At 45.3% G+C, this 15,295-nt stretch carries 15 protein-coding genes; 4 read left to right on the top strand and 11 right to left on the bottom strand.

Translation table 11 applies throughout. The features are described 5' to 3' along the window. Positions 1-44 precede the first annotated feature (44 nt). Positions 45-1,067, bottom strand: a complete 1,023-nt coding sequence (locus tag BEP19_RS05305) for an XdhC family protein (RefSeq protein WP_245983395.1) — start codon at positions 1,065-1,067, stop codon at positions 45-47. Positions 1,068-1,072: 5 nt separating this feature from the next. After that, a complete protein-coding gene (locus BEP19_RS05300; protein ID WP_281269278.1) occupies positions 1,073-1,678 on the bottom strand; it encodes a nucleotidyltransferase family protein in 606 nt (201 codons plus the stop codon). 198 nt (positions 1,679-1,876) lie between these two features. Between BEP19_RS05300 and BEP19_RS05295 the strand changes: the two genes are divergently transcribed. After that, positions 1,877-2,239: a hypothetical protein gene (locus BEP19_RS05295; RefSeq protein ID WP_211329320.1), complete on the top strand. Its 363-nt coding sequence runs from the start codon at positions 1,877-1,879 to the stop codon at positions 2,237-2,239. A 65-nt stretch (positions 2,240-2,304) separates the two neighbouring features. On the opposite strand, the gene BEP19_RS05290 is transcribed toward BEP19_RS05295, so the two are convergent. From BEP19_RS05290 to BEP19_RS05260, 7 genes are read right to left on the bottom strand one after another with little or no spacing between them, the layout of a single operon-like run. Further along, positions 2,305-2,784, bottom strand: coding sequence for a (2Fe-2S)-binding protein (locus tag BEP19_RS05290; RefSeq protein WP_120188814.1), 480 nt, complete (start codon positions 2,782-2,784; stop codon positions 2,305-2,307). Continuing rightward, on the bottom strand, positions 2,781-3,620 hold the full coding sequence (locus BEP19_RS05285) for an FAD binding domain-containing protein (RefSeq protein WP_120188813.1): 840 nt from the start codon (positions 3,618-3,620) through the stop codon (positions 2,781-2,783). The genes BEP19_RS05290 and BEP19_RS05285 overlap by 4 nt, the downstream gene beginning before the upstream one ends. Continuing rightward, complete coding sequence (locus BEP19_RS05280) at positions 3,617-5,962, bottom strand: xanthine dehydrogenase family protein molybdopterin-binding subunit (RefSeq protein ID WP_120188812.1); 2,346 nt, start codon at positions 5,960-5,962, stop codon at positions 3,617-3,619. Before BEP19_RS05280 ends, BEP19_RS05285 begins: the two co-directional genes overlap by 4 nt. A 7-nt stretch (positions 5,963-5,969) precedes the next feature. Further along, positions 5,970-7,310 (bottom strand): GerAB/ArcD/ProY family transporter, encoded by a 1,341-nt coding sequence (locus tag BEP19_RS05275; RefSeq protein ID WP_120188811.1) that lies wholly within the window; start codon positions 7,308-7,310, stop codon positions 5,970-5,972. A 1-nt stretch (position 7,311) separates the two neighbouring features. Beyond that, positions 7,312-7,548, bottom strand: a complete 237-nt coding sequence (locus BEP19_RS05270) for a hypothetical protein (protein ID WP_147393771.1) — start codon at positions 7,546-7,548, stop codon at positions 7,312-7,314. A 5-nt stretch (positions 7,549-7,553) separates the two neighbouring features. Beyond that, positions 7,554-8,696, bottom strand: a complete 1,143-nt coding sequence (locus tag BEP19_RS05265) for a Ger(x)C family spore germination protein (protein ID WP_170145273.1) — start codon at positions 8,694-8,696, stop codon at positions 7,554-7,556. A gap of 6 nt (positions 8,697-8,702) precedes the next feature. Next, positions 8,703-10,301 carry a spore germination protein gene (locus BEP19_RS05260; protein ID WP_120188808.1) on the bottom strand — a complete coding sequence of 533 codons (1,599 nt, stop codon included), beginning with the start codon at positions 10,299-10,301 and terminating at the stop codon, positions 8,703-8,705. Between the two features lie 127 nt (positions 10,302-10,428). On the opposite strand from BEP19_RS05260, the gene BEP19_RS05255 reads away from it, so the two are divergent. Beyond that, positions 10,429-11,076, top strand: coding sequence for a nitroreductase family protein (locus BEP19_RS05255; protein ID WP_120188807.1), 648 nt, complete (start codon positions 10,429-10,431; stop codon positions 11,074-11,076). 53 nt (positions 11,077-11,129) lie between these two features. Here BEP19_RS05255 and BEP19_RS05250 read toward each other — a convergent pair whose 3' ends face one another. Further along, complete coding sequence (locus BEP19_RS05250) at positions 11,130-12,263, bottom strand: cation:proton antiporter (RefSeq protein WP_120188806.1); 1,134 nt, start codon at positions 12,261-12,263, stop codon at positions 11,130-11,132. Positions 12,264-12,461: 198 nt separating this feature from the next. Between BEP19_RS05250 and BEP19_RS05245 the strand changes: the two genes are divergently transcribed. Together BEP19_RS05245 and BEP19_RS05240 are read left to right on the top strand one after the other, a co-directional pair. Next, on the top strand, positions 12,462-13,208 hold the full coding sequence (locus tag BEP19_RS05245; RefSeq protein WP_120188805.1) for a TraR/DksA C4-type zinc finger protein: 747 nt from the start codon (positions 12,462-12,464) through the stop codon (positions 13,206-13,208). A 111-nt stretch (positions 13,209-13,319) separates the two neighbouring features. Next, on the top strand, positions 13,320-13,625 hold the full coding sequence (locus BEP19_RS05240; RefSeq protein ID WP_120188804.1) for a DUF3892 domain-containing protein: 306 nt from the start codon (positions 13,320-13,322) through the stop codon (positions 13,623-13,625). Positions 13,626-13,682: 57 nt separating this feature from the next. On the opposite strand, the gene BEP19_RS05235 is transcribed toward BEP19_RS05240, so the two are convergent. Then, positions 13,683-15,140, bottom strand: a complete 1,458-nt coding sequence (locus tag BEP19_RS05235; RefSeq protein WP_120188803.1) for a nicotinate phosphoribosyltransferase — start codon at positions 15,138-15,140, stop codon at positions 13,683-13,685. Positions 15,141-15,295: the final 155 nt, after the last annotated feature.

Genomic DNA, 15,295 nt, shown 5'->3' with positions numbered 1-15,295 from the left:
TAAGTGGCGGCGAGTGACATTAGCGGGCAGCTTGCCCATTTTTGCTAAACAGAGGAGCTACGCCCCGATCTGCTTTTCCGTCTATGATTTCTTATCTTCAATAATTCGGCGGCGATGCTCACACTGATTTCTTCGGCTCCTTCCGCTTGCAGCGGCAAGCCAATCGGGGTGTGTAACCAACTCGGTATTAATTTTCCGCTCAACAATCGCGTTGTTCTTTGTCTCGGTCCTAATACTCCAACATACCCCAACGGAACATGAAATAAACGTTGGATAATCTGTTGATCCCATTCGAAGGAATGAGTCATCACAATAACATAACTCCGTTCGGACAACGAATATTCATCCAGGAAGGTGACGGGATGTTGAACAACATGTCGATTTGCCTTAGGGAAATGGGTCACATTACAACGATTTTCCCTCGGATCAATCAATGTGATCTCAAAATGTAAAGAGGAAAGTAAGCAAACAAGCGGTTCGACGTCCACACCCGCCCCAAAAATATAAAGAGGATCTTTAGGATGATACACCTCAAATAAAACATCACCTAATAAGTCAAGTTTGATGCCGCGCTCGATCAACGTTTCGGTTTCAGGCTTTAAAGCCAGCAATGATCCGTCTATGTCTCCCAAACAGAGCTGTTCCTCATCCGTCCAAAACACCCGCGGTCGGGCCATATCCCCATGGAGCGGCGTTATGGAAACGACTGATTTCCCCTGTTGTAACCATTGATCGACTTGCGTCCAGCTTGCGTCCCACTTAATCGGTTCGACTAGCGTTTTAATCGAACCGTTGCAACCGATTCCGCGGCCCCACGATAAATCATCTTCATGTCGCAAATCATACATAACGATTTTCGTCTGATTCGATTTCAACGTATCTTCAGCGTGAGCGCGCAGGTCTTCTTCCAAACAACCACTAGAAACCATCCCATACAACTGGCCATCTCCACTGATTAACATTTTAGCTCCTTCGCGACGATATGCGGAGCCGATAACACCGATGATTGTCACTAAAGCAAAAGTCTGATGTGGATTTTCTTTTACAGTTTGTAGCGTAATGGTCATATCTGTCACGGCTTCATCCCTCCTATATCAGTGATAAGGCGCAGGTAATCGGTTGTTGTATCGACGTCGGGAGGATAAAGGTGATTGCTAATATGTAGTTGAACATGACATGAGTATTGTCCGATCAGTTTTTTTGCCCCTATATCCCCTTTTAACATGGCTAATTCGCTAAAAAAGTGACTTGAAAAAAGCGTTGGGTGCCCCTCTTCCCCCCTACGATAGCGAGTCTGGATAATACAAGGCTCATCTTCAGTGATCCGCATGCGCCACGTTTTAAACTGCTGTTTAATACCGCTCATATCTTGAACATGTATTTGCGGTTGATCAGCGAGCAACACCATCGCCGCTTGAGCCTGCATAGGCAACCGTCGGATCGCTGACGCTAGGCTGTATCCAATTCCTTTCCTAGAACAATTAAGGGTGACGGCCTGACAACCGTATCGCTTCACCAGACGATTTAAAGCATGATCCACTTCCGAAATCACAACGTACACGCCCTGCAAATTTGCTTCTTTAGCTTTTGCTATCACGGCCTCAATGATCGGCTTACCCCGATAAGGTAGCCACAGTTTATTTACTCCCATCCGTCTCGATTTCCCATTGGCTAAAATGATCCCATAAATCCGCGCGCAAGTCAGCGCTCTCCCCTCCTACTCTCCAACGCAAAAGAAATTAATAATTCCTTCCATTTTTATGGACTGTAACCTTGCTTTAGTACAACTTTACAATTACTGAATTTCTTAACGATGATAAATGGTCGTGAAACGGGAAAAATAACGGGGCTCGTTATATCATTGGGAGGCGATTATATGTCGAAACAGACTAAACAATCGAAAGCATCGACACAAGCTGAGAATGATACGCAACAACAGATGCAATTACAGCAGTTCGAGCAACAAAAACAACATGCGCTACAAACATTACTTCAAGCCCAACAAACCCTGCAGCAAGCAACTATCAGCAGCGGTCAACAAACGTTGCAGCAAGCCCAACAACAGATCGGGCAGGCGACACAGCAACTGTCTCAATTGCAAGGATTCGCCGTAACCCAAACCACAACCGCTCAACAACAGCAATTGGAGCAGGTCCAACAACAGATTGAACAAGCCGCGCAAACGCTGAGCTTAGTTGAAAGTTTAAATCAAGGCAACAACAGCTTTAAGAAAGGATAAATTGAAAAGAAGGTGTCCATGATAAGGTCGGCAAAGTCTGACCTTATTACGGACACCCTCTATTATTAAGATTGATTTTTTTGATTTAAAACCGCTTTTACCGCCTCTTTAATCTCTTGATACCCCGTGCAACGACAGAGGTTCGATTGCATCCAATCCTCAATTGTATTATCATCCGCTTGTGGGTGTTGCTCAGCCAGGGCGTGACAGTTTACTATGAAACCAGGTGTGCAATATCCGCACTGAATTGCCCAATGATCAACAAACGTCTCTTGAATCGGGGAACCCATCAACCCTTCTATCGTCTTAATCGGTTGACCAATCGTCTCGATCGCCAAAGATAGGCAAGCGTGCATCGGTTGGTCATTAACTAATACGGTACAAGCGCCGCAATCGCCATTTTCGCAACTTTTTTTAGCCCCAGTTAAGCCTAGCTGAACACGTAACGTATGTAGTAGCGTATCGGCTGAGCGGATCACCGCTTCATGCGTTTCCCCATTTACGTGAAACTGAACGACTGATTTAGCTGTGTCATGCGCCCTCATTTTTTAGCCCACTCCAATGTTTCCAACATATCTGTCAACACATGTTTAAACACAAACGCGCGATAATCCGATGAGCCCCGCAAATCGTCTACAATCGGGGTCGGCAGCTTCATAATCGTCTGCTCAATTTTTTGCTCAACCGATTGGGCCGAGTCGTTAAGGATGTCCTCAATTTTTGAGCAACGGAAAGGATAAGCGCAAATCCCACTGAATGCCGCGCGGATCTTTTTCTGTTTGACGACTGCAGCGACAGAGACCAACGGATAATCCACCTTAGAACGCATCGTTCTCTTGATACTTACAAAAGGGAGTTTAGCGAATGATCGATCGACGCTTGCTTGAATAATAAATTGACACGGATTCAAGTTCAGTTTTTGATCGAAAACTTCCTGGATCGGTAGATCCACTTCCCCTTCTCTTCCCGCCACTTTCAGTTGAGCCTCCGCTAACAATAACGGCAAAATCGCTTCCCGATACATCAATCGGCTGTTGAGGTTGCCGCCTAGCGTGATTTTATTGCGTGACGTGTGATCAGCAATTTTTTGAGCCGTCTTCGCTAACAATGGAAAATGATTCGATTCCACAAGCTGATTCAATGGAATCGAGGAGCCAAACGTCAATTGATCTCCTTGTTGCCCCATTACATGACAAGCAGAGATACCTTTCAGGTCAACGATCACGTCGGCCTTGATTTTATTTTTTCGAGCAAACGTAATAAATTCCGTGCCCCCGTTATAGTAAACGACTTCTTTCCCTCGCTCATGATAATTCTGAAACGTCTGCACCGCCTGTTCGATCGATTCGGGTCTATAATAGGCAAAATCAAACGCAATCATTGGCCACTCTCCTTTTTTGTTCGCCATATTAGTTCTGGGATTAGCGGAAGATGGTTCAATTCGACTTCCGCTGCTTTAGACAGGCTGTTCGCTAACGAGGCCGGCATTCCAATCACCCCATATTCACCAATTCCGCGAGCCCCATATGGTCCATCAACGCTCGGCGTTTCGATGAAATCAACCAAGTATTCATCAGGTTGTTCTCCAAACCGAAGCATTTTATACGTTCTTAAATCAGGATTTTGCGTAATCCCTTTGTCATCAAACACAAAAGATTCGCTACTCGCAAAGCTCAATCCCAAGTACATGCCCCCACGCATTTGCTGAGTCGCCGTTGCCGGATTGATGATCTTGCCCGCATCCAACACCGTAACCGCTTTCAATATTTTATACGTATAATCTCGCTCATCCCATTCTACTTCAACGGCCTGGGCCCCTACCGACCACCATGGCCCCGGCTTACCAAAACCAGTTTCTTGGTCCATTGGTGTTAAGTGACGCTGAATGTAACGTCCGCGACCAATGATTTGTCCTTCCACAGCGTGACCGTTTGGAAATTTATAACCTAAAGCAAGCTCCTTGATATCGATTCCATATTCGGGATTTGGCTTTAGATATACACGACCTCCGCCGACCTCTAAATCCTCTTCCGAACATTGCATCGCAATTGACGCGGTTCGTCTAAGCTGTTTAATGGCATCCTCTGCCGCAGCTAAAACCGCTCTTCCCGCTAGAAACGTGCTACTACTGGCCACTGTACGCCATTGATGCGGATCATATTGTGTATTAAGTTCCATTGTGACGTGAATTTTGTCCATCTTCATTTTCAATTTTTCAGCTAAAATTTGAGCGAGCGCTGTTTTCGTTCCTTGACCGAGTTCAATCGCAGCGCAGTTTAAATTAACGCTTCCATCCGCTTCAAAAGTAAGCACTGCTCCTGCCTGGGCGTTGGTTGCGGTCGTCGATGTTTTCCAAAAGGTACAAATTCCCTTTGCCCGCACCTTGTTGTTCCCCACCTCAATCCGCTGCCCTTCATCCCAAAGAATCAGTTCTTTAGCTCGATCAAGACACTTCGCGACATCGCCAATATTGTTCGCTGTAATCACCGCTTGCGTCGGTGAAGTATGCGCGGGTTTTATTAGATTCAACTTCCGTAACTCTGTTGGGTCTATCTTTAACTTTACAGCCAGTTGATCGATCGTCCGTTCCACCGCGAAAGTGAGTTCAGGATGAGCATAGCCGCGGAACGAAGTCGCGAAAGGATGGTTCGTATACATGCAATACGAATCACACCATACATGCGGCACATGATAGGGCCCCGTGCAATCGAGCGCCGCAGCCCGCGCAATTCCCGCCGCTTGATCGGTATAAGCGCCAGAGTCAATCAAGAACGTATACTGACCCGCAAGCAACTTCCCAGTTTCATCGACGCCGAGCTTAATCGTCGCTTCCAAGCCGATGTGACCCGGGGCCGTGATCATATCCTCTTCACGTTCATAATCCAATTTTACGAGTTTACCGCCGACCGCTTTTGAAGCCAGATAAGCGAGCGGTTCCAATTGCACCGTTCCCTTTCCGCCAAAAGCCCCGCCTACCATCGTCCCGTGAACGATCACATTTCCAACCTCAATATTAAAAAATTGATTCAATACCTTTTTAATCGTAAACGGAGATTGCGTGCAAGAATGGACAACGACTTTTCCGGCAGGAGTGATTTCTACTCGAGCGCCGCGCGTTTCCAAAGCGGCATGATCCGATAAATTAAAAGAGTAAGTCGCCTCAATCGTCGTTTGGCATTCAGCCCATGCGGTCTCAAAATCACCTTTTCGAATTTTTACATGGCTACCTATGTTCGTTCCTGAGATCGGGTAAACATTACTAATTAACTTCATATATTGACCCGCATTTTCATGAACAAGCGGCGCTCCGGTTTCAAATGCTTGTCGGACCGAATTAACGACAGGCAATGGCTCGTATTCAACTTTAATTTTACTTGCCGCTAGCTTCGCTTGATGTTCATGATCGGCGACAACAATCGCCAATGGTTCCCCAAAGTAACGAACTTTATCGAAGGCAAGCGGCGGTCTATCCGCCAAAATAGGACCGATATGATAAGGGAATGTGTCACCTGTCACAATCGCGCGCACACCGGGTATTTTCCAGGCCTCTGTTGTGTTAATTGACACGATTTGAGCGTGAGCCTGTTTACTTGTTGCTAATTTTGCGTATAACATGCCTGGGACGACGAAGTCACTGACATACCGAACCGTCCCCGCTGCTTTTTCAACCACATCAATTCTTTGTTTCGATTGACCTACCGCTGTCCATGGGCCATACTCCATTTCTCATTCATCCTTCCTGTTCTTGTTCTAGCGTAAATTGATTTAACTTGTTTAGTTGGGTTCTCGAACAATAATAAGATCCAAACAAAAAAATCATGTACAGCGCGGTTGCCGCTCGTCCGATGTATCCGTTAGCGCTCCCTAGAAGCAAACCTGTTACAATCGATGCAAAACACGCCAATAAGAAAACGTGGGCCCAAATGCCCCAACGGACAATACGCTTTGGAATATTTACAGTATCCGATATTTTTTGCCGTTGCTGCTGTTGCCGCTTCCGCCACTTGGCAAGACCAAGCACGACTAAATAGACCGGAAGTTGAATCGTCGGGATGAGCAACGGGAATGCATAGGACTTGAAATCAAGCACACCGATTGGACTTTGGAATGTAAAGAAAGAAGCAACAAAAACAAAGAGCCCAACTGGCATACTGTATAATTTATATTCGCGCGTACCCAAAAAGCTAGATAACACCATCAAAATCGCCAAGAAAATGATGACGACTTTAATCGCCAAGGCGGGAAACCAAATACTAAAAAAGAAAATTTCGACACGATCTAGAAAATCTGTGATGTGAATCTGTTCCACAACCATATAAGGCGGGTACATCATCCGCCCGGAAATAACCGATCCTAGCACACCGATGCTTAACAAAATTACCAAACTAAACCCAAGCGCCGCGAGCAATACGCCATGACGGATCGACGTTATTAACACCTTCGCTTTCGGAATCATATGCAAGAAAGCGCCCATAATATAAATTTCGCCGTAAGAGGTTAAAGAAATGATATTACCTTTCAAAACAGGTGAGATCCCTTCTGATAAAAAGGGACCAACTCGACTAAGATAAAACTCATTGATCGTCGCAACAAAGACAAGCAGGATTCCAAGAATTAAGACAGGGAAAAAGAAGTCGGTTACGCGGGCGATCACCTCAACACTCGTTCGCCCATAGTAAATGAGAATGATCGTAAACACAAAGGCAATGATTTCGGGTGGGGTTCGCGTTAACAATGTTGTGTTAATAAACCCCGTAATCGCATGCATTTCAGCGGAAAGCCTGATGAACATAAAGATCAGAACGGTTCCGTTAATAAACCCGCCGACCCACTTGCCAGCTACAATAAACGTAATCTCAAACAAGTGCTTATCTGGAAATTGTTTCGCTAACTCGTACATAATAAGACAGATGAACAGCCCGTATAAAAGCGGCATGAACTGAGAAAACAATGCGTCCATTTGCGATACGTTCATAATCATATTTGGCAGTCCAATTAAAGAACCCGTCAAAATTAAACTAGCCGTGAGCCAGCTCATCTGTCGATGGTTGATCTGTTGTATCGCGCTCAATTTAACTCCCCCCTGTTAAATACCCTTGCATCCAGGGAATCAGCCATTGATACATCCAATCGGAAAGCATGAAATTAAATAAGTCTAATTTCCTTACTGCTGCAAGCAGGAACGTGAGGCTTAACAAGACTACTACCGTTCGTTGTTCCGATGGCTTCGCTTCCTGACGAAGCCCCGCATCTGTGAACCAAGCCAAGCCAAGTCCCGCGCACACGAGTCCAAAGGTTGCTGTCAACATCGTCATCAGCGCTCCTTTGCTATATTTTCGGAGATTTGACCCAGACGGTCGATCTCACCTTTAATTTGAATGTCAAACTTGAGCTCCTCTAGTTTTGTATGCCAATCTTGCGCATACCGATCTTGCCACTCTTTTGGATAGCGTTGGTTAATTAAAAATCCCCACTCCCCTGAATCTGTTTTTTGGCGCTTCGCTTGATCAATGAACGCTTCGATTTGTTCGCGAACTTCACTAAGAAATTTTTCATCCAACTTCTCGCGATTCGATGGAAATCGGAGATCTGCTGTTAAATGACTTTCTTGCACCGCGCCGCGTAGATTCACTTTGAGCTGAATTTCCATTTCACCTCGATCATTCATTCGGGATCGAATTCTCCGATGCGCCTCGTATATTTTGACTGTGATTGCTTCGCTCTTACCCGCTTCTTTGATGTCAAAGGTAATTGTATAGGGCATAAAGTTAACAGCGAACCAATGGGCCCCATTTGCCGCCTCATTTTTAAATACGTCAACCATGCGATCTTTTTTAAATTGGGCATAACCTATAAATTCGACTTCTTGATTGCCGCTGTCTGGTTCCGTCTCAACTCGACCCAGATAAGGCGTGATCGGATCAGCTCCAATATTTAAGGCATGGGCAATATCTTGCAGATTAATCGGAATAACAAACGGTAACTTCGTAATCTCACGCATCGCTTCCGAGGAAAACGGTTCAAAGTTTGGATTGGCTTGCAGCATATCCATCGCTTTCCCTTCTGCGATTACCATCCTCACGGTCAAACGATTGTCTGGCAACCGAGCAAGTTCATCGAAAAATTCATAAATCCCATCTTTAGCGACATCTTCTCCTACCACGAGGATGCGGCGATGCGAAAATATCAATTGACGAGCCATGCGACGTTGCATTTTACCAATCGCTTCGCGAATCGTTCGTCCCCGCTCTGAATCCACATAGAACGAAGATTCCCCGCCGTTGCCTGTTACGAGCGGGAGCTGGACGCTAATGCGGTAAAGTCCATCCTCTTCTAAATCAACTCCCGTCGCTACGACGACCGCAATATCATTTACTTCAACCCGATCCCAGCACCCTGTTAACAGCAAGGAACAAACGAATAAGCAGATCGGCAATCGACATAGCCCTAGTCTCATTCTCATTTATTCCCCTTTCTTTGGTTCATCATGGTCAATATCTTTGCCGGTTTGCCCTCCATCGCGCTTAATTTCATCGACCAATTCATCGCCCATCCGTTGCGTATCGCGCAAGGACATAAAAGAAGGCCGCTCTTTTTGCATCCACCAAGGAGCCCTCCACAACACATCTTTTAAGTCAGGCGTCGAAAGCGGACTGATCGGCGACAGATAGGGGACCCCAAACGAACGTAAATTAGCTAGATGCCCGATCAAAATAATCAAACCGACTAAAATGCCATAAATGCCAAACAAAGACGCAAGAATCATAAATATAAAGCGTAGCAAACGAATCGAAATTGTCATATTGTAACGCGGAATTGTAAACGAAGCGATCCCCGCGCCCGCGACGACGATCACCATCGCGGCTGAGACGATCCCCGCTTCAACCGCAGCCTGTCCAACGACAAGCCCGCCCAGAATAGAAACGGCTTGCCCGACCGCTTTTGGTAAACGGACTCCCGCCTCGCGCAACGCTTCGAAAGAAATTTCCAATATAAACGCTTCAATTACCGCGGGAAAGGGAACTTGCTCCCGACTTGCGGCAACGCTGAGCAATAATGAGGTAGGCAACAATGCCTGGTGATACGTTGTGACCGCAATGTAAATAGAAGAACCGAGCAGCCCCATTAAAAAAAAGACGTATCGCATCCAACGGATCAATGTTCCAAGTTTAAAACGTTCGTAGTAATCTTCATTCGCCTGCAATAACGTCCAAAATGTAATCGGGGCTATCAAAACCATTGGAGTTCCATCAACCATAATTCCAACGCGTCCTTCTAATAACGAAGCGGCTAACGTGTCCGGACGTTCTGTATATTGCAATTGGGGAAAGGGAGAGTGGGCATTGTCTTGAATAAATTCCTCTATATAGCCTGATTCGAAGACCGCATCAATATCAATTTTCTCGATTCGCTTCGTCACTTCCTCCACCAACGCGGGATCAACAACACCTTCCATGTACGTAATAATGACATCTGTATTGCTTTGCTTGCCGACAATCATCGGCTTCATCTTGAGAAAGGGAGTCTTCAACTTCCGCCGCAATAACGACGTATTAATTCGTATATTTTCGATAAAACCTTCACGTGGTCCACGCACAGCCGTCTCTAACTCCGGTTCGCTAACCGAACGCATCTGCGGCCCGCGCAGTCCTAACAAAGAAGCTTTTTGATTGCCTTCCACAAATAAAGCGGTATCTCCGCTCAGTACCCCTAGTAAGACGTCCGCAAATTGATGGGCCTGTCCCATTTGAGAAACGGCGACCACACGCGACTCCAGTGAATTTAACTGTGAAAAGCCGCCTTCTAACAACATCATTTCCTTCAGCGCAAAATCGACTTGTTCTCCTGATACAAGGCCATCAACATAAAACACAAAAGCAGCCACGCTGTCCTTTAGGCGAAATTCTCGAATCACATAATCCGAATTATCCGTTGCGAAGGCTTGAACTTGAGCGAGATTTTCCTTCAGTCGCCCGCTGATTGGCACAGCCTTAAATTGCTCCACAAACTGAAATTGCAACTGGTTGACAATCTCTTTTTTCTTTGAACTGCGCCTTCCCATAAGTAAGCCCCTCCCAATCTGGTTGGTCTTTCCCTATTTTGTCAATAAACAAAAAAAATATTACCTTCTTTTAAAAAATCTACCAATTTGTTATGATTACGTTTAGATTGCAGAAGAAGGTGAGAGAATGGACTATCAACAATTTAAAGAAATCATCCACGGAAGAAGAAGCGTTCGAAATTTTTCAGATCAAAAGGTAAGTGTTGAAATTGTCGAAGAATTGATTGATTGCGCTCGATATGCCCCTAGCGACACCAATTCCCAAACATGGGAATTTATCGCCGTACTTAATGAGGACATGATCAAAGAAATTTCAGATATGACCTGGACCCGATTACACGCCTTTGCCGATGAATCAAAAAAACGTGGCTTAGAGCGAGAAGCGCGCCTACTTGTCCGCTCATTTGGACCGTATGCTACTGCTTTTGAAAACGCGCCGGCCCTAATCGTCTGTTTGGCTACACCTTATGAATCAAAATTTAGGGACCGAATTTTTGACCCGATTGGATTTGTCGGAGATGATGTTTGGAATGAGGAGGGCATCAAAAGCAGCTGCCTAGCGATTCAAAATTTGATGCTAGCCGCCCATGCAATGGGACTGGGCACCTGCCCGATGACAGGACCCGTATTGGCTGCGGAGGAACAATTAAGAGCTTATTTGAATATCGAGCCATTTAAGCAGATCAATATGGTCATCGCTTTAGGATATCCCGAGGAACAGCCACGCAAGCTGCCTCGTAAAGAGGTTAGTGAAATTTTAAAGGTGATTCCTTAAACACATAAAGGGCGGCATCCAGTTTGTGATACCACCCTTTATGTTTCTTCATTTTAACTTGTCTGGTTCCGAGCAAAGAACCACTTCATCAGCGGCGGTGTGACAAGCGTCGTGACCAACACGACAATAATCATCACAGAAAACAATGTTTCGTTTAAAAACCCCGCCTGTAAGCCAATCCCGGCAATGATTAACGCTACCTCTCCACGCGAGACCATCGCTGAACCAATTCCCATTGATTGACCCCACGTAAATCCAGCCGCTTTAGCTCCAAGGGCTCCACCCACTAACTTAGAAACAATCGCGAGAGCTGAAAATAACACAATGATGTAGAAGTACTCCCCGATGCCCGAAAAATCGACGGATAAACCGATCGAGGCAAAGAAGACGGGCACAAATAGCGAGTAGCTGATCGTTTCCACCTTTTTAGTGAGTTCTCGACCATATCGCGTCACATTAATCGCAATACCCGCGACATACGCCCCAATAATAGCCGCCACCCCGGAATATTCCGCTAAAGCTGCGAACAGGAAGCAGACGATCACACCGGCTGTGAGTGTGGCCTCGGTCACGCGCAAGCGCGAAAACCTTTTCACAAAAAATGGAACGCAAAACGATAAGATTGTAACAATGAAAAAGAATGCGACGATCCTCAGCAAGACGGGCGCGAGCGCAACATCGCCACCGATCGTACTCATTAAGAAAGCTAACAATACAATCACAACAACATCATCAATCACTGCGGCGCCTAGAATGGTTGTCCCTTCTTTCGACTGTAACATGCCAAGTTCGCGTAATGCTTGCACCGAAATACTCACGCTTGTCGCAGCCAACAATAGTCCAATAAAGAGCGCCTCTCCGCCGCTTAAGCCTAGCAGTTCACCCATCGCGAAACCGAGCGCAACCGGGGCAATTATCCCCGCTAATCCAACATAGACAGCCGCTTTACCCGTCTGTCTGAATTGGCCCAAACTCGTCTCAAGCCCGGCAATAAACATCAATAAAATAACACCTAATTGACTGATTTCATGCAAAATTTGGGTATTTTCAATAAGTCCTAACACCGTCGGACCTAACAGAATACCAACCAACAACTTTCCGAGCACGGACGGCTGGTTCAAACGAACACTGATATCCCCCGCAATTTTAGACGCGATTAAAATAATCGCTAATTGGACAATCAACATCGTTATTACCACATCTTTCTGTAAGATAATCGGGCACCTAAGTCTATTGATTACATTATTAAAGGGTCGTCCGCTTTATTCCAACAATCTTCTCCCTAATTTTTGTAAGATTTGTACCCAGCAATCTCCGATTATGATATAACGCGATTTAAGCAAACTAATGACTGTAGTCCCGATCTTAGGAAAGGGGAAAATAACATGCTTTCTCCCGAACAATTATCCAGTTTACGAACCGAGTTGTTGCGTGAAGAGCAGGATTTGCGGGAACGTATGGAGGAAAACAATCATTATGATCTAGACAAGGCGATGATTAAGGAATCGCTTGGTGAATTATCTAGCTACGATAACCATCCAGCCGATCATGGTTCGGAGTTGTTCGAAAGGCAAAAAGACATTGCCCTTAATGAACACGCCGAGGAACACTTACAAGACGTCCAAGCTGCTTTAAACGCAATTGAGCAAGGCGCGTATGGAAGTTGTGAGATTTGTTCCAAAGCGATCCCCTATGAAAGGCTGCAAGCTTTGCCGACAGCGACGCGATGTATGGAGCATTCGCCAAACAAGACAGTTTCACAAGATCGGCCCATAGAAGAGGAAGTCCTGGACCCGCCTTTTGGCCAATTTGATTTTGATGAACAGGATACAACAATGTATGACGCGGAGGATGCGTGGCAAGATGTCGCTCGCTATGGCTCATCAGATACGCCATCTGACTTTTTTGATCAAAAGAAAACGGACTATAACGAAATGTTTCTCGAATCCGATGAACCGATTGGCTTTACGGAAGCGGTAGAAGAATTCCTAATGGCTGATTTGGAAGGTAATTTTATCGGAATTGCTCAAAGTCCTGTGCATGACGCCTATGAAGATGAACTGGACGATGAGGGGATCATATCGATTACAGGCGGGTTTGGTCACCCAATGTGGGATTACGATCAACAATAAAATGGAATGGGATCCCGACCTATGCTCGGCGCCGGTCGGGATCGTTTACATAATAAATAAGCATAAAAATCAATCCTTCGAGCCAACACTAAATAAACGGAGGTGGTTTTGATGGATCGTTTTGAACAAGCCTACAAACAATACCGCGATGAAGCCGAGCAAAAATCGGCTCAACAACAAAGCGACATTGCGCTCGGACGAGATGAAATTGTAGCTGTTCGAAAAAATGAGGACGGAGATTTAATTGCGTTTAAAACAGCGACAGGTCGGGAACTCGATTACCCTACCGCTCTTGCCGAAGCTAAAGCCGGGCAATTAGCTCGCATCGATGTGTTTCAAAGATATGGCCGCGATATCCTTCGTTCTGAACCCGATGGGATTAAAGAAAACAACCTCGATCAGTTGCCAAAATTTTAAATAAGAAAAGGACCTTTTTAGGTCCTTTTCTTTCAAAAGAAGAATAGAAGCATAAGCTTACTTCTCTTTTCTTGCCAATCTTAACGCTTTTTCAATATAATCTCGTTTATTTTCCCAACATGCTTTGCTTAAATCGACCGGATATTGATGTGGATTGTTCGTCCGTTTGTATTCGTCCCACAACACATTCAGATTATCTTGAACAAATACTCGAATCTCATCTAATTTCGGCAACGTATAAATTAGTTCTCCATCTTTGAAGATGTCCCGTTGCAATTCGATCGCTTCAAAGTTGGTAACATGTTTACTCAAATACGTATGAACGGGATGGAACATGTGCAACCGGTCTTCTTTTTGCGGTTCTTCTCCGTGGAGAGCAATATAGTCCCCCTCAGAGCGCTTTGTTTCTTTATTAATGATACGGAAGACGTTCTTAATACCGGGTGTGGTCGTCTTCTCAGGATTAGAAGAAATCTTAATCGTATCGACCATCTCGCCTTGTTTGTCTTCAATCGCAGATATTTTGTAAACAGCGCCGAGAGCAGGTTGGTCATAACCGGTAATCAATTTCGTTCCGATTCCCCAACTGTCAATCGGAGCATCTTGCGCTTTCAAACTCGAAATCGTGTATTCATCGAGATCATTGGAAGCGACAATTTTCGCGTCCGGGAAGCCTGCTTCATCCAACATTTTCCGCGCTTCTTTCGCTAAGAAGGCTAAGTCTCCACTGTCCAAACGGATTCCGACAAAATTAATTTGATCGCCCAACTCTTTAGCGACGCGAATCGCATTCGGAACTCCTGATTTTAATGTATCGTACGTATCGACTAAAAAGATGCAGTCACGATGACGACGCGCATACTTCTTAAATGCCTTATAGTCGTCTTGATAAGCTTGAACCATCGAATGCGCGTGTGTCCCCGCAACAGGAATGCCAAATTTTTTACCGGCCCGCACGTTACTCGTTCCCGCAAATCCGGCAATATAAGCGGCTCTCGTTCCCCATAATGCCGCATCAAATTCATGCGCGCGACGTGTCCCGAACTCCAATGCCGTTCCGTCTCCAATAACTTGTTTTACCCTTGATGCTTTTGTCGCGATCAACGTCTGGTAATTAACAATATTTAAAAGTGCGGTCTCAATTAACTGAGCCTCGGCTAAATTCGCTTCCACACGCATGATCGGCGTTTCAGCGAACACCAATTCACCTTCTTGCACAGAACGAACATTCCCTGTAAAACGAATCGTTTTCAAGTAACTCAAAAAATCCTCGCGGTACCCTAAATCACGTAAATATTCGATATCGCTTTCACTGAAGCGAAAGGATTGTAAATATTCGATAATTCGCTCCAAGCCGGCAAAAATTGCGTATCCGTTCCCAAATGGCAAGCGACGAAAATAAAGGTCGAACACGGCCTTCTTCTCGTGGACCCCATCCTCCCAATACGTTTCCGCCATATTAATTTGATAGAGGTCTGTATGTAATGCATAGCTATCATCTGGATAACGACTCATCTATGATGCCTCCATTCGATTTATTAGAGTTGGCCCTTCCTTAAGATTAAAGATGTTTTGTAGACGTTTGGCCAACCCCCCTGTATTATATATTATACACTGAATTGCATCGTTACACGAAGACTTAATTGACAGACTAGCGAAATGGAGAGACA

The sequence above is a fragment of the Ammoniphilus oxalaticus genome, assembly GCF_003609605.1.
GTDB lineage: Bacteria > Bacillota > Bacilli > Aneurinibacillales > RAOX-1 > Ammoniphilus > Ammoniphilus oxalaticus.
Note: the sequence above shows the minus strand (reverse complement) of the source record. Positions and strands in the feature narration are given on the sequence as shown.